The sequence below is a fragment of the Halomonas profundus genome (assembly GCF_020865425.1).
Taxonomy (GTDB): domain Bacteria; phylum Pseudomonadota; class Gammaproteobacteria; order Pseudomonadales; family Halomonadaceae; genus Vreelandella; species Vreelandella titanicae.
This window is the reverse complement of sequence record NZ_CP086344.1, coordinates 658737-682284: the sequence shown is the minus strand read 5'-3', so window position 1 is coordinate 682284 and position 23548 is coordinate 658737. Positions and strand designations below refer to the sequence as shown.

The 23548-nt window shown below is 58.4% G+C and carries 22 protein-coding genes and 1 tRNA gene; 13 read left to right on the top strand and 10 right to left on the bottom strand.

Translation table 11 applies throughout. The annotated features are described in order from the left end of the window. The first annotated feature begins 40 nt into the window (after positions 1–40). The 5 genes from LMS44_RS03220 to LMS44_RS03200 are packed head-to-tail and all read left to right on the top strand — an operon-like array spanning position 41 to position 6044. Entirely contained in the window at positions 41–1021 is a 981-nt protein-coding gene (locus tag LMS44_RS03220) for an ABC transporter permease (RefSeq protein ID WP_022520053.1), read from the top strand. After that, positions 1018–1851, top strand: coding sequence for an ABC transporter permease (locus LMS44_RS03215; protein WP_008959734.1), 834 nt, complete (start codon positions 1018–1020; stop codon positions 1849–1851). The genes LMS44_RS03220 and LMS44_RS03215 overlap by 4 nt, the downstream gene beginning before the upstream one ends. 9 nt (positions 1852–1860) lie before the next feature. Next, positions 1861–3501 carry an ABC transporter ATP-binding protein gene (locus LMS44_RS03210; RefSeq protein ID WP_498946784.1) on the top strand — a complete coding sequence of 547 codons (1641 nt, stop codon included), beginning with the start codon at positions 1861–1863 and terminating at the stop codon, positions 3499–3501. 28 nt (positions 3502–3529) lie between these two features. After that, entirely contained in the window at positions 3530–4912 is a 1383-nt protein-coding gene (locus tag LMS44_RS03205; protein WP_022520055.1) for an FAD-binding oxidoreductase, read from the top strand. Between the two features lie 22 nt (positions 4913–4934). Next, positions 4935–6044, top strand: a complete 1110-nt coding sequence (locus LMS44_RS03200; RefSeq protein ID WP_089690632.1) for a pyridoxal phosphate-dependent aminotransferase — start codon at positions 4935–4937, stop codon at positions 6042–6044. Between the two features lie 193 nt (positions 6045–6237). Here the strand turns inward: LMS44_RS03200 and LMS44_RS03195 are convergent, their stop codons facing one another. The 9 genes from LMS44_RS03195 to LMS44_RS03155 form a co-directional block, all read right to left on the bottom strand. Next, positions 6238–7191 (bottom strand): branched-chain amino acid transaminase, encoded by a 954-nt coding sequence (locus LMS44_RS03195; protein WP_022520057.1) that lies wholly within the window; start codon positions 7189–7191, stop codon positions 6238–6240. Further along, positions 7188–8294: a class II histone deacetylase gene (locus LMS44_RS03190; protein WP_278369914.1), complete on the bottom strand. Its 1107-nt coding sequence runs from the start codon at positions 8292–8294 to the stop codon at positions 7188–7190. Before LMS44_RS03190 ends, LMS44_RS03195 begins: the two co-directional genes overlap by 4 nt. After that, positions 8291–9322 (bottom strand): histone deacetylase family protein, encoded by a 1032-nt coding sequence (locus LMS44_RS03185; protein ID WP_278369912.1) that lies wholly within the window; start codon positions 9320–9322, stop codon positions 8291–8293. The genes LMS44_RS03190 and LMS44_RS03185 overlap by 4 nt, the downstream gene beginning before the upstream one ends. A gap of 21 nt (positions 9323–9343) precedes the next feature. Continuing rightward, entirely contained in the window at positions 9344–10618 is a 1275-nt protein-coding gene (locus LMS44_RS03180) for a TRAP transporter large permease (RefSeq protein ID WP_278369911.1), read from the bottom strand. Then, complete coding sequence (locus LMS44_RS03175; RefSeq protein ID WP_009286726.1) at positions 10615–11160, bottom strand: TRAP transporter small permease; 546 nt, start codon at positions 11158–11160, stop codon at positions 10615–10617. The genes LMS44_RS03180 and LMS44_RS03175 overlap by 4 nt, the downstream gene beginning before the upstream one ends. Positions 11161–11231: 71 nt before the next feature. After that, positions 11232–12305 carry a TRAP transporter substrate-binding protein DctP gene (gene dctP / locus LMS44_RS03170; RefSeq protein WP_278369909.1) on the bottom strand — a complete coding sequence of 358 codons (1074 nt, stop codon included), beginning with the start codon at positions 12303–12305 and terminating at the stop codon, positions 11232–11234. 98 nt (positions 12306–12403) lie between these two features. Continuing rightward, positions 12404–13345, bottom strand: a complete 942-nt coding sequence (lhpI, locus tag LMS44_RS03165) for a bifunctional Delta(1)-pyrroline-2-carboxylate/Delta(1)-piperideine-2-carboxylate reductase (protein WP_278369908.1) — start codon at positions 13343–13345, stop codon at positions 12404–12406. A 1-nt stretch (position 13346) separates the two neighbouring features. Then, complete coding sequence (locus LMS44_RS03160) at positions 13347–13703, bottom strand: RidA family protein (protein WP_008959745.1); 357 nt, start codon at positions 13701–13703, stop codon at positions 13347–13349. Between the two features lie 184 nt (positions 13704–13887). Then, a complete protein-coding gene (locus tag LMS44_RS03155) occupies positions 13888–14655 on the bottom strand; it encodes a helix-turn-helix transcriptional regulator (RefSeq protein WP_039858645.1) in 768 nt (255 codons plus the stop codon). 198 nt (positions 14656–14853) lie between these two features. On the opposite strand from LMS44_RS03155, the gene LMS44_RS03150 reads away from it, so the two are divergent. The 4 genes from LMS44_RS03150 (at position 14854) to tnpC (ending at position 18569) form a co-directional block, all read left to right on the top strand. Further along, the gene (locus tag LMS44_RS03150; protein WP_278369898.1) at positions 14854–16224 is read left to right on the top strand and encodes a glycosyltransferase; all 1371 of its coding nucleotides are present in this window, start codon (positions 14854–14856) and stop codon (positions 16222–16224) included. 153 nt (positions 16225–16377) lie between these two features. Next, positions 16378–16590, top strand: coding sequence for a hypothetical protein (locus LMS44_RS03145; RefSeq protein WP_138799460.1), 213 nt, complete (start codon positions 16378–16380; stop codon positions 16588–16590). Next, positions 16587–16943 (top strand): IS66 family insertion sequence element accessory protein TnpB, encoded by a 357-nt coding sequence (gene tnpB, locus LMS44_RS03140; protein WP_138799459.1) that lies wholly within the window; start codon positions 16587–16589, stop codon positions 16941–16943. Before LMS44_RS03145 ends, tnpB begins: the two co-directional genes overlap by 4 nt. A gap of 45 nt (positions 16944–16988) precedes the next feature. Further along, positions 16989–18569, top strand: a complete 1581-nt coding sequence (gene tnpC / locus LMS44_RS03135; RefSeq protein WP_498946418.1) for an IS66 family transposase — start codon at positions 16989–16991, stop codon at positions 18567–18569. An 81-nt stretch (positions 18570–18650) separates the two neighbouring features. Here the strand turns inward: tnpC and LMS44_RS03130 are convergent. Beyond that, positions 18651–18737, bottom strand: a tRNA-Leu gene (locus tag LMS44_RS03130). 114 nt (positions 18738–18851) lie between these two features. Here LMS44_RS03130 and queA point away from each other — a divergent pair. From queA to secD, 4 genes are all read left to right on the top strand, one after another. Beyond that, on the top strand, positions 18852–19883 hold the full coding sequence (gene queA / locus LMS44_RS03125; protein ID WP_009286722.1) for a tRNA preQ1(34) S-adenosylmethionine ribosyltransferase-isomerase QueA: 1032 nt from the start codon (positions 18852–18854) through the stop codon (positions 19881–19883). A gap of 93 nt (positions 19884–19976) precedes the next feature. Continuing rightward, on the top strand, positions 19977–21098 hold the full coding sequence (gene tgt / locus LMS44_RS03120) for a tRNA guanosine(34) transglycosylase Tgt (RefSeq protein ID WP_027957421.1): 1122 nt from the start codon (positions 19977–19979) through the stop codon (positions 21096–21098). A 134-nt stretch (positions 21099–21232) separates the two neighbouring features. Then, entirely contained in the window at positions 21233–21559 is a 327-nt protein-coding gene (gene yajC, locus LMS44_RS03115) for a preprotein translocase subunit YajC (RefSeq protein WP_007111584.1), read from the top strand. Between the two features lie 132 nt (positions 21560–21691). Continuing rightward, the gene (gene secD / locus LMS44_RS03110) at positions 21692–23545 is read left to right on the top strand and encodes a protein translocase subunit SecD (RefSeq protein WP_278370883.1); all 1854 of its coding nucleotides are present in this window, start codon (positions 21692–21694) and stop codon (positions 23543–23545) included. The last annotated feature ends 3 nt before the right edge of the window (positions 23546–23548 follow it).

Sequence of the window (23548 nt, the reverse complement as noted above, 5' to 3'; positions counted from 1 at the left end):
TTTTAGCTATGTCTTGAAGGTATTCGTCAGGAAACGACTTATGGTTTACGCGCGCCTCATTCTGATGCGGCTGTTTAAAGCCGTGATTGTGCTGTTTTTAATCGTTATTTTTAACTTTCTGCTGATTCAGCTGGCCCCCGGTGACCCGGCCGCGATTCTGGCTGGCGAAGCGGGTGCCGCCGACCAGGAGTTTCTCAACCAACTGCGCGAGCGGTTTGGGCTCGATCAGCCGATGTACGTGCAGCTGTGGCGCTACGTGTCGGGTATCGCCATGCTCGATTTCGGCTACTCCTACCGATTGGGCGTCCCGGTATTTGATCTGATCATGGATCGTTTACCCGCCACCCTACTGCTCACCGGCACCGCTTTTGTGCTTTCGCTGGTACTGGGCATAGTGGCGGGTTCCATGGCCGCGTCACGGGTCAAGAAACCCTCTGGATCACTGATTATGGCCCTGGCGCTGGTGTTCTACGCCACGCCGCTGTTCTGGGTCGCGCTGATGTCGGTGGTGGTGTTTTCCGTCTACCTTGGCTGGCTGCCCGCCTACGGCCTCTACACCGTGGGGGCGGGCCATACGGGGTTTGCGCTGGTGCTCGATGTCGCCAAGCACCTAGTGCTCCCGGCGACGACATTAGCGCTGTTCTTTATGGCGATTTACACCCGCATGACGCGCACCTCGATGCTGGATGCCGCTCAGCAGGATTACGTCAAAACCGCCCGCGCCAAAGGCTTGAAGCCCAGCATTATCCAGCGCCGCCATGTGTTGCGTAACGCCCTGCTGCCGATCATCACGTTAGCGGGCCTGCAGGCGGGGCAGATGGTCGGCGGGGCGATCCTGACCGAAACCGTGTTTGCCTGGCCCGGCATCGGGCGGCTGATGTTCGAAGCGCTACAGCAGCGCGACTACAACCTGCTGCTGGGGATTTTCTTCTTCTCGGCGGCCTTGGTCATCGTCTTCAATATCATTACCGATTTGGTGTACAGCCTCGCTGATCCACGTATCAAGAAGGGGGCCGCATGAGCTTTTTCGCACGCTTCGCGCAAAACCGTGGCGCCCTCGTCGGCCTGATCATCCTGCTGCTGATTATCGCCATGGCCATACTGGCGCCGCTGCTGTTTCCTGAATCGCCCTGGCGCATGGTGCAGCGGCCCTTTTTACCGCCGCTCTCGCAAGATGGCTTTCCGCTTGGCACCGACACCATGGGCCGCAACGTGGCCTCAGGCCTGATGCACGGCGCTTGGGTATCGCTGCTGATCGGGCTGGTATCCACTAGCGTGGCGCTGCTTATCGGTGTACCGCTTGGTGCTATTGCCGGTTACTACGGCGGAATCATTGACGACGTATTGATGCGCTTTACCGAGTTCTTCCAGACCATCCCCAACTTCGCGCTGGCGATTGTGCTGGTGGCCATTATGCAGCCCAGCATCACCTCCATCGTGCTGGCGATTGCGATTGTCAGTTGGCCGCCGGTGGCCCGTTTAGTGCGCGCTGAATTTATGTCGCTGCGTAACCGCGAGTATGTCGAAGCCGCGCGCCTGGTCGGCCAGTCCAACACCACGATTATTCTGCGTCAGATTCTGCCCAATACGCTGTCGCCAATTATCGTACTGGCCTCGCTAATGGTGGCCACCGCGATTTTGCTGGAGTCGGCGCTGTCGTTTCTCGGCCTGGGCGACCCGAACGTGATGTCCTGGGGCTATATGATCGGCGCGGCGCGCACGGTGATTCGCCAGGCGTGGTGGCTGAGCTTCTTCCCGGGGGTGGCGATCCTGCTCACCGTACTGGCGTTGAACCTGGTGGGTGAAGGTTTAGACGACGCACTGAACCCCAAACTATCACGCGAGCGCTAAGGACTTTATATGCCTATTACAGAGAATCAATCGGCTGACACCGTCCTCAGCATTCGCGACCTGAACATTGCGCTCCCCAAAGGGGCGGATCGCGCCCTGGCGGTGGAGGACGTTAGCTACGAGGTGAAACGCGGCGAAATCATGTGCGTGGTGGGTGAGTCCGGCTCCGGCAAGTCGATGGCCGCCAACGCGGTGATGGGGCTGCTGCCCAAGGGTGTGCACGCCACCCATGGCGAGATACTCTTCGAGGGGCAGAACCTGCTCGCCCTGACGGAGAAGCAGCACCGCGCCCTTCGGGGCCTCAAAATCGGCATGATCTTCCAGGAGCCGATGACCGCCCTGAATCCGCTGATGCGGGTAGGTGCGCAGATTGCCGAGGTGTTCGAGGCCCACGGCCAGTTCACCCCCAAAGAGCGCCAGGCCCGCGCGCTGGAGCTGTTGATCGAAGTGGGTATTCCCCAGCCGGAGAAGGCCATTCGCGCCTACCCGTTTGAGCTTTCCGGCGGCCAGCGCCAGCGGGTGATGATCGCCATGGCGCTGGCGTTGGAGCCCATTTTGCTGATTGCCGATGAGCCTACCACGGCACTGGATGTCACCACGCAAGCGCAGATTCTGGAGCTTATTCGCGACCTTCAGCAGCGGCGCGGCATGTCGGTGATGTTTATCACCCACGACTTTGGCGTGGTGGCCGAAATTGCCAATCGCGTTTGCGTCATGCGCCACGGCAAGATCGTCGAGCTGGGTGACGCAAAGCCGGTGCTTGAGAATCCTCAAGACGCCTATACCCAAGCGCTGATTGCCGCGATTCCCAGCAATGCAGTGCCGCCCCACCGTGAAACCAGCCAAATCGCCCCGCTGCTGGAGATCAAGCAGCTCAATAAGGTCTTTCGCTCCCGGGGCGGGTTCCTTAAACCTTCTCGCGAAGTGCGCGCACTTGAGGATGTATCGCTCACCTTGGCGCGGGGTGAAACGGTGGGGATTGTAGGCGAATCCGGTTCGGGCAAATCCACTCTTGGGCGCTGTGTGGTGCGTTTGGAACACCCCGACAGCGGCGAGCTGCTGCTCGATGGGGTAAACCTTTCCCAGCTCAAGGGCGACGCGCTGCGCCGGGAACGCCACCGCGTGCAGATGATCTTTCAAGACCCTTACGCTTCGCTCAACCCACGCACCAAAGTAGGCATGGCGATTGCCCAGGGGCCGATTGCCAACGGCACCCCCAAAGCCGCGGCGCTTAAACAGGCAGGTGAGCTGCTCGATATGGTGGGCTTGGGCGCCAGCGCCGTGGAACGCTTTCCTCACGAGTTTTCTGGCGGCCAACGCCAGCGCATCGGCATTGCCCGTGCGCTGGCGCTCAACCCCGAGCTGATTGTGGCGGACGAGGCCGTCTCGGCGCTGGATGTGTCGATTCAGGCCCAGGTGCTGGAGCTCCTGGAGGAGCTTAAACAGCGGCTTTCGTTATCGCTGCTGTTTATCACCCACGACCTCCGCGTCGCCGCGCATATCTGCGACCGCATAGTGGTGATGCAGCATGGCCGCATCGTCGAGCAAGGCAGCGCCGAGCAGATCTTCCTCGCCCCAAAAGAGGCGTATACCCAGGCGCTGCTCAAGGCAATTCCCGGCCGCGAAGCGCCCGTGGCGGCCACTGCGTAAATTATTTAATGGTAAAAAAGGATACTCAATGCAGATAACCCTGGAGGCGCTGCGCGCTATTGTAGGCCCGGCCCACGTATTGACTGGCGACGATGTGCACAGCCGCCGCGTGGACTGGATGACCGGCGCGCCCTGCCAGGCCGGTGCGATTGTTCGCCCGGCGGATACCGAACAAGTCGCCGCGGTGATGCGCGCCTGCTATGAGTTGCAGCAGCCGGTGGTCACCCACGGCGGATTAACCGGGTTGGTGCACGGTACAGAGGCTAGCCCGGATGAGCTGGTGATTTCTCTGGAACGTATGAGCGCGATTGAAGAGATTGATCAAGTGGGCGGCACCCTCACCGTGCAGGCGGGGGCACCGCTGCAGCGGGTTCAAGAAGCCGCGAAAGAGGTCGGTCTGCAGTTCCCGCTGGATCTCGGCGCCCGGGGCAGTTGCACCATTGGCGGCAATATCGCCACCAACGCCGGGGGTGTCCGGGTCATTCGCTACGGCATGATGCGCCAGCAAGTGCTCGGCCTGGAGGCGGTGATGGCCGATGGCCGGGTGGTCAGCTCCATGAACCACATGCTGAAAAACAACGCCGGTTTCGATTTAAAGCAGCTGTTTATCGGTAGCGAAGGCACCCTGGGGATTGTGACCCGCGCAGTGCTGCGCCTGCAGCCACCTACCCCAAGCGAGCAAACGGCGATGGTGGCCTGCCCCTCGTTTGAGGCACTTACCGGGCTGCTCAGCCATATGGGCAAAGCGCTCGGCGGCAGCCTGGGTGCGTTTGAAGTGATGTGGCAAAACCACTACCGGTTGCTCACTGAAACCCTGGGCCGTCACACTCCGCCGATTGCCACCGAGCACCCGTTTTATGTGATCATCGATTCCCTGGGCAGCGACGCTGAGCGCAATGCCACTCAGTTCAGCGAAGCATTAGAAAGTGCCCTTGAGAGCGAGCTAATTGTCGATGCGGTGATTGCGCAGTCGACTACCCAACGCGATGGGCTTTGGGCGATTCGCGAGGATATCGAGGGGCTGGTCAAAGGCTTGGCGCCGGTACTCACCTTCGACGTCAGCCTGCCGATTGCCGATATGCAGCGCTACACCAATGCCTTGGAAGCACAGCTAACCCAGCGCTGGGCAGAGGCGAAACTGGTGGTATTTGGTCATCTCGGCGATGGCAACCTTCATATTTCCGTTAGCGTGGGGAGCGCTGAGATCGAAGTGCGGCGAGAGGTTGAAGCCATGGTTTACCAGCCGCTGGCAACGCTGGGCGGCTCAGTTTCCGCCGAGCATGGCATTGGCCTGGAGAAGCGCCCCTGGCTCGCCACTTGCCGCTCCAGCGCCGAGATTGAATTGATGCATACGCTCAAGCAGGCGCTAGACCCACATCGCCTTCTCAATCGCGGTAAAATATTGAGTTAATAATTGTTTTTAGGATATCAACATGCCCCGCTACCCCAACCACTTACTGAGTGAAGGCCCTGCTAATCCATTTCCGGGCATTAAGGTGCTAGAACGCCGACTTGGCAAGGTAATCCCCCATCGGCTGGGCTCTAACGAAGGCCTGGATATGCCTCACCGCGCCCTGCGCGATCACTTTGGCGATGCGCTGGTCGAACACGTTTACTGCTACGGCGACGCCGAGGCGCTGGGTGTTCGCAAACGTATTAGCGAACAACAGGGTATGGCGCTTGAAACCCTGCTGGTAGATGCCGGTGCCGATAGTTTGATTGCCCTGGCCCTGCGCACCACCTGCGAACCGGGTGAAACCGTGGTGAGCACCGCAGGCACTTACCCCACCTTGGGTTATTTTGCCAAAGGCCAGGGCTGTAACCTGGTAGAGCCCAGCTATTATGAAGCGCCCGGCGTGCTGGCCCCCGACCTGGAAGCTCTGGCCGCCGCTGCCCATCAGGAAAACGCACGACTGGTGTATCTGGCCAACCCGGATAACCCCAGCGGCCACTTACACAGCGACAGCGACATCCTCAAGCTGCGCGAGGCGCTGCCCGACACCTGCTGGCTGCTGCTGGACGAAGCCTATGGGGACTTCCGCGATGACGCGGGTAGCGAGTTCGCTGCTAAAGCAATACCGGGGGTGATTCGCCTGCGCACGCTTTCCAAGGCTCACGGCCTGGCGGGCCTGCGCATTGGCTACGCCATCGCCGACCCTGACGTGCTGGCGATGATGATGAAGGTGCGCATTCACTACGCAGTATCGTCGTTGACCCTGGCCGCTGCGGAAGTGGTACTCGACCACCCTGACGAAGTTCACCAACACGTCGCCGATGTAAAAGCCCGCCGTGAGCAGTTGGCTAAACACTTTCGCGAACTCGGTGCCGATGTGTTGCCCAGCGCCACCAACTTTATCGGCATTCGCCTGCCCAGCGCTGAACTCGCCGCCGAGGTACATCAGCAACTGCTCGCTGAAGGCGTTTTGGTCGCTCGTTTGGCACACCCAGAGCTTGCCAATGTAATACGTATTACGGCCGTGCAAGCCGCACTGGTGCCTGGAAGATTGGCGGCTCTCGAACAGGCTATTAAAGAGCACGCCTGATTAAATTAGTAAATTTGATAAAGGATGTATGCATGCAGATAGCTGTAAGCATCGAGGGCAGGTTTCCGCGAGGGCGCTGTGAACCCATCCCTGGGCGCTACTTTTGTCATCCATGACAAAAGACCCTCGCTTCAACCTGCCCTCGCAGCGGGTGACAGGGGTTGCATAGTTCTTACTTCCAACCCCAATAGTCCTAAGGCGTTAACCAATGCCTGAAGTCATCCAACTCACCCCGTACCGCCTGGCGATATAAGCCCTGCAGTTGCGCCGTCACGCTATCTGGGCTGATCGGCTCGTTGACAGGCGGCGCACCCGTTCGGGTGCCGATATGGCGACCATCCAGTTCGCGAAGCGGGAGTATTTCGGCGGCGGTGCCAGTTAAAAATGCCTCATCGGCAGTGTAGAGCTCATCACGAGTAATTCGCCGCTCGCGCACTTCAATACCCAGCACTTTTTGCGCCAGCTGAATCACGCTATCCCGGGTGATACCTTGCAGGCAGGACGTCACTTCCGGGGTGTGCAGCACGCCATCGCGGAGCAAGAAGACGTTAGCCGCCGAGGCTTCAGCCACATAGCCTTCCGGGTCGAGCATGATGGTTTCATCGAAACCGGCTTTGATCGCGGTATTCAGTGCCAGTATCGAGTTGACGTAGTGACCATTGGTTTTCGCCCGACACAAGCTGATATTGACGTGATGGCGAGCCCAGGAAGAGGTCAGCGCGCGCAAGCCGTGGGTGGCGGCCTGGGGCGAAATGTAGGGGCCTAGATCCCAGGCGGCGACCATTACGTGGGTGGTTAATCCTTGGGCGCGTAATCCTAAACCTTCCGCACCAAAAAACACGGTAGGTTTCAGATAGGCATTGCTCAGGCCGTTTTTGGCCAGGCACTCGCGCTGAGCCTCGATCAATTCCGCTTCACTAAACGGCAGCGGCATATCCAGCGAATGAGCACTCTCCGCCAAGCGGCGGGTATGTTCAGCAACACGAAATAAATGCGTGCCGCTGGGGCCAGCGTAGGCACGCACGCCCTCAAAACAGCCCATGCCGTAATGCAGCGTATGGGTGAAAACATGCACCTTGGCGTCGCGCCACTCACGCCACTCGCCATCCTGCCAGATCCAGCCGTCGCGGTCATAAAGCGGTGTCATCGAGTTGTTTGCTCCCACTGTTGGCACCAGTCATCGATCAACGTCTGCTGGTGCGGTTGCAGGGCCTGATAGCCCCAGGCGGCAATTTCATCGTTTTGCGGATCGGGCACAGCAATGGCAATGCCCGCCAGGGTTTGGATCACCGCGTGGCCGCAGAGCGGCACATAGCCTTCTGAATAACCACCTTCGTGAATAAACACGAGCTTGCCATCGCAGCAGCGCTCGGCCAGCGCTTTAAGCTGAGCGGTCATGGTGGCGAACGCTTGGCTATTGAGCAGCATTTTTCCTAAGGGATCCTTAGCGCAGGCGTCGTAACCGCAGGCCACCACGATGAGTTCGGGCTTAAAGGCTTCCAACGCGGGCAGCACCAGTTTTTCCATGGCGTAGGCATAGGCGCCCAGGCCACAGCCCGGTGGCAGCGGCAGGTTGAGATTGGCGCCCAGGCCTGCGCCTTCGCCCTGCTCGTCAAAACTGCCGGTTTCCAGCGGGTAGTTCGCCGCCTGATGAAGTGAAACGGTCAACACATCGGGCTCGCCATAAAATGCCGCCTGCTGACCGTTGCCGTGATGAACATCCCAATCGAGTATCGCCACACGGTTAACCTGCCCCAAGGCGCGGGCGCGCATCACCGCCACGGGGATATTGCCCAGCAGGCAGAACCCACGGCCTAGATCGGCTTCGGCATGGTGCCCCGGCGGGCGGCATAGGGCGTAGGCGTTGCTCACCTCGCCCAGCGCTACGTCTTCAACGGCGGCAATGGCCAGCCCTGCGGACTGCGTGGCCGCCGCCCAACTACCGGGCATGTAAGGCGCGCAGTCGCCACCATTGCCGCCCCGGGCTTTATCCCCTGTCTGCAGTTCATCCAAATAGCGTGGGGTATGAAAACGCAGCAGATCTTCCATCGCAGCGGCAGGAGGTTTAACCACGCTCAGCTCGTCAATCAGCCCACTGACTTCAAGAATATTTTTCAGCCGCCGTTTACTTTCCGGGCTTTCCGAGGCGGTCTGGGGCTGTAAAAACTCACCGGGCGCGGAAAATACCCCAATCGCGCCCAGATCGTGCCAAAAGCAGCGTTCGTGCCAGTAGAAACCGGTTCTGCTCATGCCGTAAAACCCTGCATAAACGCGGCTAGATTGGCGCTTAGGTGCTCGGTGGGGTAGCCACCTTCCTGAACAATCACCATGGGTAACGAGAGCGCGGCTAGGCGTTTGCCCACCTCGACAAATGCTTCGGTCTCTACCGTAAGCCCCGCTAGCGGGTCATCTTTGTGGGCATCCAAGCCTAGCGCTACCATCACGGCATCGGGCTCGTAGCGCTGTAGATGATCAATCAGAATCGCCAGGGCATCGAGATAAACCTCCCCGTCGCTGCCTACCGGTAAGGGCAGATTAACGTTAGCACCTACGCCCTCATCAAAGCCCTCTTCATCAGCACCGCCCCAAAAAAACGGGTAGAAATCACTGGGGTCGGCGTGCAGCGAGCCCGTCCAGACATCACTGCGGTGATAGAAAATATCTTGGGTGCCGTTGCCGTGGTGGAGATCCACATCGATGATGGCTACTTTGGCGAAGCGTTCGCGCAGCACCGTGGCGGCCAACGCTGAATTGTTCAGCAGGCAAAAGCCCCCAGCGCGCTCCGGCCCGGCATGGTGACCCGGCGGGCGGCACAGTGCGTAAGCCGATGGCGCGCCATTAAGCACCTCTTCTGCCGCGGCTTCGGCGCTAGCCGCTGAGGCCAGCGCGCCTTGAAAGCTGGTCGCACTTAGCGGGCAGGCCATATCGTGAAGGTGCCAGCCCGCCTGGCCAATCGGGTGGCGCGGGTAGTGGTGGCCACCGCCGCAAGGGTGAATGTTGGGCGCAACCACTTCCGCCGCATTGGGCAGCGCCTGCCAGCGAGCGTAAATGGTGTCCAAAAACGTCAGGTAGCGCGGCGTATGAATCTGTTCCAGGCGCTTGCGCAGCTTAGGCGAATCGGCCTCGGCAGGTGCAGACAGGGTCAGCCCTGCCGTTGCCAGCCCTTGGGTAAGCAGTTCAGCGCGCACCGGGCCTTCCGGCGAAGGCGCAGGTTGGCCGCGCAGCAGAAAGGTCGGCGGCGCATGCAACGCCTGATCAGGGTGATAAAAACACTTCATGGGTCGCAGTCCTTAGCTAAATTACAGCAGTGACGGAATCCAGGTAGAGAGCGCCGGAAACGCCGCCAGCAACACAATCACCACCAGGAACGACACGTAAAACGGCAGCGATGCCACGATTGCCCGTTCATAAGGCACCTCGGCTATTCGCGCGGCGGTCATCAGCGTCATCCCCACTGGCGGTGTCACGTTGGAGATATTGAGCACCACGATCATCAGGATCGCGAAGTGGAGCGGGTCAAAGCCCAGCTGGATCATCGCTGGCACCAACACCGGGGCAATCACCACCAGTGCGGGCAGCACATCCATCACCGTGCCAATCACCAAGAGTAGCAGACACACCAGCATCAGTTGCACAAAGGCCGCATCGCTGAAAGTGGTGATCATGCTGGCCGCATCCCTGGCGATGCCCGAGCGGGTGACGAACCAGCCCAATACCGCCGAGGTGGCTAACAGGAAAAAAACCACACCGGAGAAGCGCACCGTGGTCACCAGCGCATCCCAAATTTTGCGCCAGGTAAGATTACGGTAGAAGACCACGCCAATCACGATGGCGTAAACCGCCGCAAACCCCGAGGCTTCGGTAATCGTGGTGAGCCCCGAGAGAATCCCGCCAAGAATAATCAGCGGCACCACCATGGCAGGCAGCGCGACTAACAGTGCAATGATGGCCGCCTTAAAGGGTGTAGGAGCCTGTTTCGGGTAGTTGCGCTTCCAGGCCAGGAAGAAGCTGACGCCCAGTAGCGCCAGCGCCATCAACAGGCCGGGAATAATGCCACCGGCAAACAGGTCAATCACCGAAATATCCCGCAGCAGTGTTGCGTATACCACCATCACCACGCTTGGGGGAATAATCGGCCCGATGATGGAAGAACAGGCGGTAACCGCAGCGGCGTATTCGGCATCGTAGCCCTGATTTTTCATCTCAGGAATCATGATTTTGCCGATGGCGACGGTATCGGTGACCGCCGCGCCGGTGAGACCCGCAAAGAACACCGAGACCGAGATATTCACATGGGAGAGTGACCCGCGCACCCGGCCGAACAGCGCATTGTTAAACGCAATCAACTTGTGGGTCAGCCCGCCCTGGTTCATCAGTTCCGCAGTGAAAATAAAGTAAGGCACGGCAATCAGTAGAAAGCCCGAGACGCCAGAGAACATGCGGTCGGCAATAATACCGAGCATGCGCTCGCCACCCATCGCAAAGCCGCCCGCCAGCCCCGACATGGCCATCACCACGGCCACCGGCGCGCCGATAAACAGCAGCACGATAAACGCAATAATCGCAGGGGTCATGAGCGGTGCTCCCGATCAGGGGTGTCGATGAGATCGCCAATCATGTCCTGCTCATCGATGAAGTGTTCTAACAGGGCAAAGCCGTGCACCAAGTGCAACAGGATGATGACGCCGCTGAGAGGCACCACAATGGCGGTGACTTTACTAGGAATGCGGATCTGATCGGAGACCATGTAGACCTGGGTGGCGCTGATGAAATAGTCCCAGCCGTACCAGGTCAGCATCAGTGCAAATAGGCCAATCACCGCCAAACAGAGCCCGGCCGCTACCTGCACCATCACGCGGGGCAAGCTGCGAACCAGCAGGGTCATGGCGACGTGTTCGCCGTAGCGCAACGAAATCGTCATGGAAAGAAAGCCGATCCAGGGCAGAAACAGCCGCGCCAGCGAGTAGGTCCAGCTCAGCGCACTACCGGTCATCAGCTTGTAGATAAACGCCGTGAACGAGATGCCCAGCATCGCCAGGATACAGCCCACACACACCACGATAGCCACCTGATTGACGAGGTCGCTCACGCGGCGCAAAGGAGTTAGAACGCCCATGGTTTTTCCTCACGCCGGGGCCTCACATCGCCCCAGCGTTTATCGTTCGCTAACCGTTATTGGCCCTGCACTTATTGGCCATAAATGCGGTAGTCGTCTTCTGCCAATTGCTGGCCGACACGCTCGACTTCATCCAGCAGCCCCTGCACGCGGGCTTCGTCCATGCCGAAGTCATCGACGATCCACTCCTGCCAAGCGGGACGGGCAATTTCCGCCATCCGCTCACGCTCAGCGTCGGGCATCAGGTAGCACTCTTCAAAGCGTTCACAGGACTCCACCCAACTAGCGGTAGCCAGGGCACCCGACATACCGTGACTCAGTTGAATCGCTTCCCGTGCGGAGCTGATCACCGCCTGCTGATGCTCTTCGGGCAGCGACTGGTACCAGGACTCACTAACCACCCAGGGGGCGCTGTTATACACATGCCCGGTGAGCGTGGTGTAGTCAGTCACCGCATCGAAGTTGAAGGTGGTGTTGAGCACCGGCGCATTGAACTGGCCATCGGCAAGACCTGTTTCCAACGCGGTGATTAGCTCGCCCCAGGGCAACGGGGTGGCCGAAGCGCCTAGCGAACGCATGATCGCCACGTGGGCGGGGTTCTCTTCAGTACGAATATTGAGCCCTTCTAAATCCTCGACGGTCTCAATCAAGCGCACATTGTTAGTGAAGGCGACGAAGCCACCGCCATCGTCGAAGGTACCCAGGTAACGCATATCAGCGGCTTCGACGGTGCCGGACATAAAGTCGGCGAACCATTCGCTGTCAAAGAAGCTCCATGCCTGACGCCAGTTGGTGAACAGGAAGGGTGCGGTGACGACTTGGTAGTCTTCGTAGAAAGATGACATCGCTCCGGCGGACATAATCGTCGACTGTAGCGTGCGGCCGCCCTGCACTTCTGAGCCGTTCTCCACCTCAGAACCGAGCTGGCCGCCACCGAAGATGGTGACCTCCAGATCGCCATCGGTGCGCGCCTCTACCAAGTTTTTGAAATGCACAAGCGCCGGATAGATTTCGTTATTGCTCATATCCTCAGGCAGTTGCGTGGCAATCACCATTTCATAGGATTGCGCTTGGGCATTGGCGCTGGCAATAGCCAACGGGAGCGCCGCCAGGGCGGCGATAAGCAAGGATTGATTAGCTTTCATAACATGCCTCGTTTTGGTTATTGGTCGGTCTTCGTTATGAGTGGCGTTGCTACCCATCGGGTAGCGATGGTGTTGTTAATACGATTGTTATTAAAAAGTCATGACTGTTCCGGTAGCGACTCCCACACTTCAATGGCGGCGGCTAAATCTTCAAGCGAAGCGCCTACCGATTTGAATAGCGTGATGGCATCCGGTGCGGAGCGCCCCGATTTAGTCCCTGCTAGCACCTCAGCAAGCTCCGCCTGAATCTGGTCGAACTGGAATTCGCCCTCTTCAATGGCTTGCAGGATGTCGCCCGCCTCGCCTTTGGCACCGGCGTAGGTATCCACAAATACCTCTGAGCGACGCAGACACAGTGCATCGGTTTCGCGCATCTGTGGTCGAAACGCGCCGATAAGATCCAGGTGAGTGCCGGGCGTTAGCCACTCACCTTTAATCAGCGGCTGATTGGAGAGCGTTACGCAGCTAATGATGTCCGCCTCAGCGACAGCATCCGCTAATTCCTCCACCACATGGGTTTCGAAGCGTTCGGCGTACTCGTCGGCAATCGCCGCCGCTTTACTGGGATTGCGGCCCCAGATCAGCACACGTTTGATGGGGCGTACGCTGGCGTGGGCCTCGATCACCATAGGCGCCAACTTGCCCGTACCCACCACCACCAGCGTTTCTGCGTTTTCATTCGCCAAGGCTTGAGCGGCCAGCGCAGAGGCCGCCGCCGTTCGACGCCGGGTTAGCTCGCTGCCATCGATACACGCCAGCGGCTGGCCGTGCTTGCCCTCGCTGAGCAAGTAGAGCCCAGAGATCGCCGGGATACCGTGGTCGGCGTTTTGCGGGAACACGTTGACCATTTTCACGCCGATGTAACCCGCCGCTTCCCAGGCGGGCATTAGCAGCATGGTGGCTTCGCCATCTGGCCGGTGCATCGCATGGTGATGGCGGGGAGGAGACTCCACGCCATTCACGAACGTCGCGTGTAGCCGCTTGATCAAGCCATCCCACGTTAGGTGGCGAGTAACCTCTTCAGCAGAAACAACCCGCATATCAGGCCTCCGGCAGCGCGGCTACCACCATGATCTCCACTTTCCACTCGGGCTTGGCGAGCTGGGCTTCAAGCGCTGCACGCACAGGCGGGCGACCGGGCACGACCCAGGCGTCCCAAGCAGCGTTCATTTGGTCAAACTCCGCCATGCTGGTAACCCAGATTTGCGCTGAGATTAGGTGCTCTTTCGAGGTGCCCGCTTGGGCTAGCAGTTGATCGATACGCGCAAGCACCTGCTCGGTTTGGCCGCGCATATCCGCCGTGGCATCAGGAGGAACCTGGCCTGCCAGGTAAACGGTGCCGTTGTGAATCGCCACTTGGCTCATACGTGCATTGCTGTCTTGATAGGTAACGCCCATGGTGTTGCTCCTTGAAAGCGGTGCTGCTGATAAAAAGGGTCTTGATATAAGGGATTAGTCAAAGACTAAAGCGCTATCAGGCAAATTACTTGCCCGAAGCTGAGATAGATTTGCCCGCAAGTCATGCAGGCAAGAAAATTTTATCACTAACGGTTCGGCGAGGGGCTAGCGGTCAGATGAGGGCCTAACGATCTGAAGAAGGGGAAAGCTCGAAATAACGCCGATAGGCACGGGAAAAACTGCCTTGATCGCGAAAGCCAACCAGCATGGCGATATGCCCCAGGCTGAGTGTGCTATGGCGAACCAAGGTGCGGGCATGTTCTAAGCGCCTGCGCTGTACATAGGCCAGCGGCGTTACGCCAGTCAGCTCGCGAAAGCAGCTGTGAAAGTGGCCTGGGCTCAAGGCACACAAAGCAGCTAACTGCTCCACACGGATCTCATCGGCAAGATGCTGATCCAACCAGGCATCCAGACGCGCAAGATCCAGGCGTTCGCTAATACAGTGTTGGCCCAACTGCCCAACCGCTGTGGAAGAGGTGTCATGCAGATACATGGTCAGCGCGCGTAACAGCAGAATCGCAATTTCGTTCTGTAGCGCGGGGCACTGTTCAAGCTGATTCGCCAGGGCGTGGGTAAGCTGGTTTAACGCGGGGGGGACGCTGAAAAAACGCGGTTTATCGAACAGGCGCTCAATCTCGCTGCCTTTCTCAAGCGAAGCTAACTGGGCAACGGGTATATCCAGAACTAAGGTACGATTGCTGCCATCACCCTGGTACTCGTGATGGCGCGACGACGGAATCAGACAACCGCGGCGGGCGGTAACCCGCTCCCCCAGGCCTTCCATCGAAAGCTCTGTAACACCACAGGTAGCTAGAATAAGTTGATGAAAGTCGTGGGTATGGGCCACCTGCTCTTGGGCTAAATTGCGGCTATGCAGCTCAAAATGGGCCATGGTGGGGTACCGTCTGTACATCGAATGCTATTCCAGCACTATAAAACGGCTAAGCAACAAAAAGCGAGAGTGAAGCCAACTGTGGGCTAACGCTCTTCCCGGTAAGTGCACGGTATTTATCTAAGCGCGCTGGCTGTCATCCGCCAGTCATGGACTCAAGATAGCTTATTCGTAAGCTGCCACAAGAGTCAAAACAACATGCCACAGCGCCGACGCCCCTCTCTCAACTCTCCTCTCAGTGACCAGGAAGTCGCGGCCCTCACTCAATTAGCCAACGGCAATGCCCTACACCTACAGCGTAAAGCTGAACGCGAAGCACGACTAGCGCCAACTTTAACGCTGCTTCACTCAGCGGCGTCAACGACCGAGACGCCGTTGAGCGGTATGAAGATACTGATGATTTCGGATGTCTACTTCCCCCGCGTTAATGGTGTTTCCACCTCCATTGCCAGTTTTCGCAGCGCCCTTGAGCGTTTGGACCACTCGGTCATGCTGATCTGTCCCGATTATCCTGTGGGCCAAGTGGACGAACCGGGCGTATTGCGTATCCGCTCGCGCCAGGTACCCGGCGACCCAGAGGATCGCATGATGCGCTATCGGGACTTGATCGCCCTGGCACCGCAGCTTGCCGCTGAAGCCTTTGACCTTATTCATGTCCACACCCCCTTTACCGCCCACTATGCCGGTGTAGCGCTGGGGCGTCGGCTTGGGCTTCCAGTGGTAGCGACCTACCACACCCTGTTTGAGGAGTATGTTCACCACTATATCCGTTGGCTTCCACGACGTTGGCTGAGGCTGGCCGCGCGTCGGCTTTCAGTGCGCCAGTGCCAGCAGCTCGACGCCTTGGTCGCTCCTTCACGAGCAATGCAGGAAGCCCTTACCCGCTACGGAGTGACCACGCCCTCCACGGTCATTCCCACCGGTTTATCGCTGGAGTCGTTCTGCCACTCTCAGGGAGCCCAGGATGATAGCGACTTTCGTGCTCATTACGATCTACCTACAGATGCGCGCCTGCTGCTCTATGTAGGCCGCGCCGCCTTTGAGAAGAACATCGATTTTCTGATCGATATGCTGCCCAAGGTATTAGCCGAACACCCCAACACCCGGCTGATCATTACCGGCGAAGGCCCAGCCCATGACTGGCTTGTCCGGCGCGCCCAGGAAGTTGGCGTGGCAGAATCGGTGCTGTTCCTCGGCTATCTCAACCGCAGCGGCCCGCTGCAAGCCGCCTACCGCGCCGCCGACGTTTTTGTATTTGCGTCACGCACGGAAACCCAGGGGCTGGTACTGCTGGAAGCGATGGCACTAGGCACGCCGGTGGTTTCCACCGCCATGATGGGCACGCTTGATGTACTAAAAGAAGGAGAAGGCTGCCTAATCGCCGAGGATAACCATGACGACTTCGCCGCCAAGGTCAACCGCCTGCTAAGCGATGACACCCTGCGCCAACAGCTCGCCGAACGCGCCCAAACCTACGCCGCTAGCTGGCACGAAGATGCCAAAAGTGCGGAACTCGCGAGTCTTTATCATCAGATCGCGGCTGAGCGTTTGGCTAGTGAGAGAAAGTAAGCGCCGGAACCTACGTGGACACTTTGTGGACACATTCGGGCACTTAGGAGGGAAAAACTGCAAATTGCAGAGTAAGCGAGCCACCAAACCCATCTACTCAAGCTAATTACGCCTCTTCACACTAATGATCTCTTGTTGGTTTTGGAGATCACCATGACCTGTGAACTCAACCCTACCCGCGCCTTTTGGCTGGGTCATCTTTACTGTGCCTCAGCGCAGAACATGCCGTTAAGTGACTACGCCGCTTCCCAGGCGTTAAGCCTCGCTGACCTGCTGGCATGGGAGAGGCGGCTAAGTGTACAAGGGGTGCCGGTACCACCGCGTTGTCGTCCCGCGCGGTTTGTGACAGTGGAGGTGGCGACATGATCCGCCCGAGTGCTGACCTGAAGGTGTACTTATGCCGCGAACCCGTGGATATGCGTAAGCAAATCGATGGATTGGCCTTGCTGGTTCAAGAAGCCATGGCGCTAAATCCGTTCGATAAGGCGCTGTTTGTGTTCGGTAACCGTCAACGCGACAAGGTGAAGTTACTGTTCTGGGAACGTAACGGCTTTGTGGTGTGGTACAAGCGTCTGGAGCGCGAGCGATTTAAGTGGCCAACCCACCTGGAAGGCGACACCGTCACGTTAACTGGCCAGGAACTTAACTGGCTGCTGGATGGCGTTAACTTAAAGGCCATGCAGCCCCACAAAGCGTTGGACTTTCAGCAGGTTGGTTAACTTTCTTACTCCTATTCTGTCGGCGTTTTTGGTAAAATAGGCGGCATGAAAAACGCTGCTGCTTCCTCAAATGCCGTCTCTCAACTGCAACGCCAAGTACAGGCGCAGCAGGAAGAGATCGCGCAGCTTCACCGCCTGATGGAGAAAAAGGAAGCCCAGTGGGCAGCCACCAAACAATCACTGTATGAGCAGTTCCGGCTGGCCCTGGAGCGCACGTTCGGCCCCTCCACCGAGAAGTACCGCGTCGATCAGCGCGACCTACTGATCAATGAAGCCGAAGTGGCGGTTGACGAAGAAGACGGCGATACAGGCACAGCAGGCAATGATGAAGCTGAATCCGCTGCACCGCCGAAACGCAGTAAACGGGGTGGCCGGGTCGCATTGCCCCCTGAACTCCCACGGGTTGAGGTGGTGCATGAACTACCTGAAGAGGCCCGCCACTGCCAGGACGATGGCACCGCACTCACGATGATCGGCGAAGAGGTCAGCGAAGAACTTCACGTGGTACCCGCCCGGGTCGAGGTGATCCGTCATGTGCGACGCAAGTATGCGTGCCGAACCTGCGAAGACGGCGTCAAGATCGCCCCGGCACCCGCCAAGTTACTGCCTAAAAGCAATGCCAGCGCCACGCTGCTGGCCTATGTCGCCACCGCCAAGTACCAAGATGCCTTGCCACTGTATCGGCAGAGCCAGATTTTTGCCCGCCATGGCGCGGCGATTCCCCGCAACACCTTGGCCCGCTGGATGGTGCAAGCAGGCGAGCGTGTCGCTCCGCTGATCGATACATTACGCAGGCACCTGCTCAGCGCCCCCTTGGTTCACATGGATGAAACAACGCTCCAGGTCAATCAAGAAGCCGACCGTAAAGCCAGCGCCCCCTCGTACATGTGGGTACAACGCGGCGGGCCGCCGGGCCAACAGGTGGTCTTGTTCGATTATGATGCCAGCCGCGCCGGACGAGTGCCCGTGCGCTTGCTGGGCGACTATGCGGGTTGTTTGGTCACCGATGGCTATGAAGGCTACGCTGAGGTGGTGCGCCGCAATGGGATCACCCATGTGGGCTGTTGGGCGCATGCACGGCGTAAGTTCGTCGAGGCGCAAAAAGTGCAGCCTAAAGGTAAAACCGGCAAGGCAGACTGGGCGCTGAACCAGATCCGTAAGCTGTACGGCGTGGAAAAACAGGCGAAGGGCCTTGAGCCCGAAGCGCGTCATGCACTGCGTGAGCAGAAGAGCCGACTATTAATCGATCAACTGCGCACCTGGCTCGATAAGTCACTGGCCCAGGTACTGCCCAAAAGTGCTCTGGGGAAAGCCCTGCACTACCTGAACAACCAGTGGCCACGCCTGACTCGGTTCCTGAACGATGGCGTGATACCGTTGGATAACAATCTGGCCGAGAACGCCATCCGTCCGTTCGTGGTGGGGCGTAAAAACTGGCTGTTCAGTCACACACCGAGCGGCGCTCAGGCCAGTGCGGCGATCTACAGCCTGATCGAAACCGCCAAAGCCAATGGCCTCTCGCCCTACGACTACTTACAGCACGTCTTTGAGACGCTACCCTCTCTCAACGACGATGACCTCAACACGCTACTGCCCTGGCAGTGGAAAGAGACCTTACCGGTCTAGGCAATGACTGCCTAGATGGGGTTATTGGAGCGCTTACATTGCAGACATAAAAAAAGGCACCTAAGTGCCTGATTTTAAATTTGGTGCCGGTGGCCAGACTCGAACTGGCACACCCGTAAAGGCGGCGGATTTTGAATCCGCTGCGTCTACCAATTCCGCCACACCGGCAATGGCTGCGCATTATACGTAAATGTCGAGGTAGGTCAATCACATTGACTGACTTTATGCAGCCAAAGCGCTATCCTATGCCGCCTGTTTGATCAACGCTAAGAGTTATACGCCATGCAGCGCGCGGATTTTCATTACGAACTACCCGACGAATTAATTGCTCGCTACCCTTCTGAACAGCGTAGCGACTGCCGTTTGCTGTGCGTGGATGGCCAGAGCGGCGCGCTGGAACACCGCCGCTTTCCCGATTTGCTTGAGCTTCTGGAGCCCGGTGACCTGTTGGTGTTTAACGACACCCGGGTGATTCCGGCGCGCCTGCACGGCCATAAGGCCAGCGGCGGCAAAGTGGAGATGTTACTGGAGCGCCCGCTGGATGCTCACCGTGGCTTGGCGCATATTCGTTCGAGTAAGTCGCCGAAGCCCGGCACCGAGCTGATTTTCGAGGGCGATATTCACGCCATCGTAGAAGGCCGCCGTGATGCCCTGTTCGAGCTGCGCTTTTTGGGCGATACGCCGATGATTGCGCTGCTCGAAAAGCACGGCCATATGCCGCTGCCACCGTATATTACCCGCGAAGACGAACTCAGCGACCGTGAGCGTTACCAAACCGTGTATGCCCGACGTGACGGTGCAGTGGCGGCGCCGACCGCCGGGCTGCATTTTGATCAGCCGCTGCTGGACGCCCTTGCCGATAAAGGCATTAACCGTGCCTTTGTGACGCTGCATGTGGGCGCGGGCACTTTTCAGCCGGTGCGCGTCGACAACATCCTTGAACACCATATGCACAGCGAGTGGATTGAGGTCACGGAAGCTACCTGCCAGCAAGTGCGCGAGACCCTGGCAGCAGGCAAGCGGGTGGTGGCAGTGGGCACCACCAGCGTGCGCTGCCTGGAAAGCGCCTGCATGAAAAGTAGCGACGGACAGATCGCGCCTTATAGTGGCGATACCGACATTTTCATCTACCCCGGTTACCAGTGGCGCTGCGTGGATGCTTTAATTACCAATTTCCACCTACCGGAATCGACGCTGCTAATGCTGGTGTCCTCCTTCGTGGGCTATGACACCATCATGCACGCCTATCAACGGGCAGTGGCCGAGCGCTATGCGTTCTTTAGCTATGGCGACGCCATGCTGTTGACACGCTAGGTATTGCTGCTGATTGTTGACCCGCTTGCCCTGCACCCGTCGCGCCAAACGAACGAGATTAACGAGTTACTTTATATGCGAAACGAATGCTTTATGCGCTTTGAGCGCTTGGCCGACGATGGCCGTGCGCGCCGTGGCCGCCTCCACTTCCCCCGTGGCACAGTGGAGACCCCGGCGTTTATGCCAGTAGGCACCTACGGCACGGTGAAAGGCATGACGCCCGATTCCGTCAAAGAGATCGGCGCCGAAATCATCCTCGGCAACACCTTTCACCTGTGGCTGCGCCCTGGCACCGAGGTGATTGAAGCTCACGGCGACCTGCATGACTTCGCCCAGTGGGACAAACCGATTCTGACCGACTCCGGCGGTTTTCAGGTCTTCTCCCTCGGTGAGACGCGCAAGATCACCGAGCAGGGCGTGCACTTCCGCTCGCCGGTGGATGGCAGCAAAGTCTTTATGGGCCCGGAAGAGTCCATGGCGGTTCAGCGTTCGCTGGGCTCCGATGTGGTGATGATCTTTGACGAGTGCACGCCCTACCCGGCCACGTTTGACGAAGCCGAGAAATCCATGGAGCTATCGCTGCGCTGGGCCAAACGCTCGCGGGATGCCCATGGCGACTCGCCTTCCGCGCTGTTCGGCATCATTCAGGGCGGCATGCACCCTGAGCTGCGCGAACGCTCGCTCAAAGGGCTGCTGGAAATCGGCTTTGATGGTTTGGCGATTGGCGGGCTTTCCGTCGGCGAACCGAAAGAAGAGATGATCAAGGTGCTCGACTACCTGCCCACCTGGATGCCCGATGAGATGCCTCGCTACCTAATGGGCGTCGGCAAACCCGAAGACCTGGTGGAAGGCGTGCGCCGGGGTGTGGATATGTTCGATTGCGTAATGCCCACCCGCAACGCGCGTAACGGCCACCTGTTCACCTCGGAAGGCACGGTCAAAATTCGTAACGCCAAGCACCGTTTTGATACCCGCCCGCTCGATGAAGAGTGCGATTGCCATACTTGCCAGAATTTCTCACGGGGCTACTTGCACCATTTGGATCGCTGCAATGAAATGCTCGGCTCGATGCTCAACACCATCCACAACTTACGTTACTACCAGCGTGTGATGGCCGATTTGCGCGCGGCAATTGAAGCGGGTACATTGACGACCTTTGTGGAAGGCTTCTATGCGCGGCGTGGCTTGCCAGTGCCTCCGCTAAGCCAGCCCTGACGAATTAATCGCCACGCGCCTTGGCGCGTGGTTTAAACTGTTTGGCTATGTTTTAAAAACTATGTTTTAAAAACCAAGCTTTCAAAACCAAGCATCTAAAAACCTAAGCTTTTCTAACTCAGGAGTTCTCTGCAATGCTGGATTTCTTCATCTCACCAGCCCATGCCCAAGAAGCCGCCGCTGGCGGTGGTATTGCGCAAATCGTCATGCTGGTCGGTTTCGTGCTGATTTTCTACTTCCTGTTGTGGCGCCCGCAAGCCAAGCGCGCCAAGCAGCACAAGCAGCTGGTCACCAACCTGGACAAAGGCGATGAGATCGTTATTGGCGGCGGTTTGGTAGGTCGTATCACTAAGGTGAGCGACGAATTCCTGACCATCGAGATCTCTGAAGGCACCGAAGTTAACGTGCAGAAGAACGCCGTTGCCGCCGTACTGCCTAAAGGCACCATCAAGTCCATCTAAACCTTGTAATACCCCTGCCGAGCCAGTGCCAGCCACCCCGGCAGGGGTGACATGGTATGAATGATGGTGAACTTTGCTGTGCGCGGCGTGTCCGTGCACAGCATTCCGTTTGTAATTGAAGGCAGGGCTTGCATGCTCAACCGTTACCCCCTGTGGAAGTATCTGCTGATACTGGTCGTCCTGGTGGTTGGCCTTATCTACTCGCTTCCCAATCTATTCCCCGAAGATCCCGCCATCCAAATTAGCAGCGCCCAAGGCGACTCGCTGGATGCGCGTCAGATAGACCGTGTTGAAACCGCGCTCAGTGAAAACGATATTGAGATCAAAGCCCTCGAAGAAGAGAACGGGCAGTGGCTTATTCGTTTACGCCACGATGACGATCAACTCCCTGCTCGCGACATTGCCGCTGACCTTTTGGGCGATGATGCGACGGTAGCGCTAAACCTCGCCGAAGCAACGCCAGAATGGCTACAGGCATTCTCTGCTTCCCCCATGACGCTGGGCCTTGATTTGCGCGGTGGCGTGCACTTCCTACTCGAAGTGGATATGGACGCCGCGCTGACCCAGCGTCTGGAAGTCAACGCCAGCGCCATGCGTGAGCTGCTACGCGACGAGCGGATTCGCTACCGCAACACCGATATCGAGGAGCGCACGCTGTCGATCGACTTTGCCAGCGCCGAAGACCGCGATACGGCCCGCAGCCTGATCAGCCGTGACTTTCCTGAGTTTGAATACAGCAGTGAAGGCGATGGCCGCGCTTCAACGCTGGTAATGACGCTTAGCGATCAATCGGTAAACGAAATTCAGGATTACGCGATCAACCAGAACTTGACCACCCTACGCAACCGGGTCAATGAGCTGGGCGTGGCTGAGCCTATGGTGCAGCGCCAAGGCCCCAACCAGATCGTGGTGGAGCTGCCGGGCATCCAGGACACCGTGGCGGCCAAGCGTATTGTCGGCGCAACGGCGAACCTGGAGTTCCGCCTGGAAGCGCGCAACGATACGCCGGATAACGAAACGGAAACCCTCACCTTCCGAAATGAGCCTTCGCGCTCTGCCGAGCTAATGCGCGACGTGATCATTACCGGCGATAGCGTCTCCAGTGCCAGCAACAGCTTTGATGAGAATGGTCGCCCGCAGGTCAATATTGATCTGGACGGCACCGGCGGCACGCTAATGAACCGCGCCACACGCACCAATATCGGCCGCAATATGGCGGTGCTGTTTATCGAGCATAAGAGTGAAGACACCGTGGTGGTCGACCCGGAAACGGGCGAAGAGACCATTGAGCGGGAGCCTTACGTTGAGCGCGGCCTGATCAGTTTGGCCACTATTCAAAGTGCGCTTGGCAACAGCTTCCGGATCACCGGTTTGGATTCGCCGACAGAAGCCGCTGAGCTGGCGTTGCTGCTGCGTTCGGGCTCCCTTGCGGCTCCCATCTACTTCGTCCAAGAACGCACCATTGGGCCAAGCCTGGGCGCTGAAAACATTGAGCGGGGCCTGCTCTCGGTACAGATTGGCTTGCTGCTGGTCGTGCTGTTTATGCTGGTGCGCTATAAGGTGTTTGGCGTGTTTGCCAATATCGCCCTGGCGCTGAACTTAACGCTGTTGGTCGCAGTGATGTCGATGCTGGGCGCCACGCTGACGCTGCCAGGTATTGCCGGTATCGTACTGACACTGGGCATGGCGGTAGATGCCAACGTGCTGATTTTCGAACGAATACGTGAAGAGCTGCGTAACGGCATGTCGGTTCAGCAAGCGATTCAAGCCGGCTATGAGCGCGCCTTCACCTCCATCGTCGACGCTAACATCACCACACTGCTGGTGGCCGTTATCCTGTTCTCGATTGGCTCCGGCCCGGTGAAAGGGTTCGCCGTCACGCTCTCTATCGGCATTTTGACGTCGCTGTTCACCGCTCTGATGGTGACTCGCGCCATGGTCAACTTGGCCTATGGCAGCAAACCCGTCAAAAAGCTGTGGATTTAAAGA

Excerpts from the sequence above, each read along its gene's own strand:
- LMS44_RS03220 (WP_022520053.1), top strand. The coding sequence starts at position 41 with ATGGTTTACGCGCGCCTCATTCTGATGCGGCTGTTTAAAGCCGTGATT.
- LMS44_RS03215 (WP_008959734.1), top strand. The coding sequence starts at position 1,018 with ATGAGCTTTTTCGCACGCTTCGCGCAAAACCGTGGCGCCCTCGTCGGC.
- LMS44_RS03210 (WP_498946784.1), top strand. The coding sequence starts at position 1,861 with ATGCCTATTACAGAGAATCAATCGGCTGACACCGTCCTCAGCATTCGC.
- LMS44_RS03205 (WP_022520055.1), top strand. The coding sequence starts at position 3,530 with ATGCAGATAACCCTGGAGGCGCTGCGCGCTATTGTAGGCCCGGCCCAC.
- LMS44_RS03200 (WP_089690632.1), top strand. The coding sequence starts at position 4,935 with ATGCCCCGCTACCCCAACCACTTACTGAGTGAAGGCCCTGCTAATCCA.
- LMS44_RS03195 (WP_022520057.1), bottom strand. The coding sequence starts at position 7,191 with ATGACACCGCTTTATGACCGCGACGGCTGGATCTGGCAGGATGGCGAG.
- LMS44_RS03190 (WP_278369914.1), bottom strand. The coding sequence starts at position 8,294 with ATGAGCAGAACCGGTTTCTACTGGCACGAACGCTGCTTTTGGCACGAT.
- LMS44_RS03185 (WP_278369912.1), bottom strand. The coding sequence starts at position 9,322 with ATGAAGTGTTTTTATCACCCTGATCAGGCGTTGCATGCGCCGCCGACC.
- LMS44_RS03180 (WP_278369911.1), bottom strand. The coding sequence starts at position 10,618 with ATGACCCCTGCGATTATTGCGTTTATCGTGCTGCTGTTTATCGGCGCG.
- LMS44_RS03175 (WP_009286726.1), bottom strand. The coding sequence starts at position 11,160 with ATGGGCGTTCTAACTCCTTTGCGCCGCGTGAGCGACCTCGTCAATCAG.
- dctP (WP_278369909.1), bottom strand. The coding sequence starts at position 12,305 with ATGAAAGCTAATCAATCCTTGCTTATCGCCGCCCTGGCGGCGCTCCCG.
- lhpI (WP_278369908.1), bottom strand. The coding sequence starts at position 13,345 with ATGCGGGTTGTTTCTGCTGAAGAGGTTACTCGCCACCTAACGTGGGAT.
- LMS44_RS03160 (WP_008959745.1), bottom strand. The coding sequence starts at position 13,703 with ATGGGCGTTACCTATCAAGACAGCAATGCACGTATGAGCCAAGTGGCG.
- LMS44_RS03155 (WP_039858645.1), bottom strand. The coding sequence starts at position 14,655 with ATGGCCCATTTTGAGCTGCATAGCCGCAATTTAGCCCAAGAGCAGGTG.
- LMS44_RS03150 (WP_278369898.1), top strand. The coding sequence starts at position 14,854 with ATGCCACAGCGCCGACGCCCCTCTCTCAACTCTCCTCTCAGTGACCAG.
- LMS44_RS03145 (WP_138799460.1), top strand. The coding sequence starts at position 16,378 with ATGACCTGTGAACTCAACCCTACCCGCGCCTTTTGGCTGGGTCATCTT.
- tnpB (WP_138799459.1), top strand. The coding sequence starts at position 16,587 with ATGATCCGCCCGAGTGCTGACCTGAAGGTGTACTTATGCCGCGAACCC.
- tnpC (WP_498946418.1), top strand. The coding sequence starts at position 16,989 with ATGAAAAACGCTGCTGCTTCCTCAAATGCCGTCTCTCAACTGCAACGC.
- queA (WP_009286722.1), top strand. The coding sequence starts at position 18,852 with ATGCAGCGCGCGGATTTTCATTACGAACTACCCGACGAATTAATTGCT.
- tgt (WP_027957421.1), top strand. The coding sequence starts at position 19,977 with ATGCGCTTTGAGCGCTTGGCCGACGATGGCCGTGCGCGCCGTGGCCGC.
- yajC (WP_007111584.1), top strand. The coding sequence starts at position 21,233 with ATGCTGGATTTCTTCATCTCACCAGCCCATGCCCAAGAAGCCGCCGCT.
- secD (WP_278370883.1), top strand. The coding sequence starts at position 21,692 with ATGCTCAACCGTTACCCCCTGTGGAAGTATCTGCTGATACTGGTCGTC.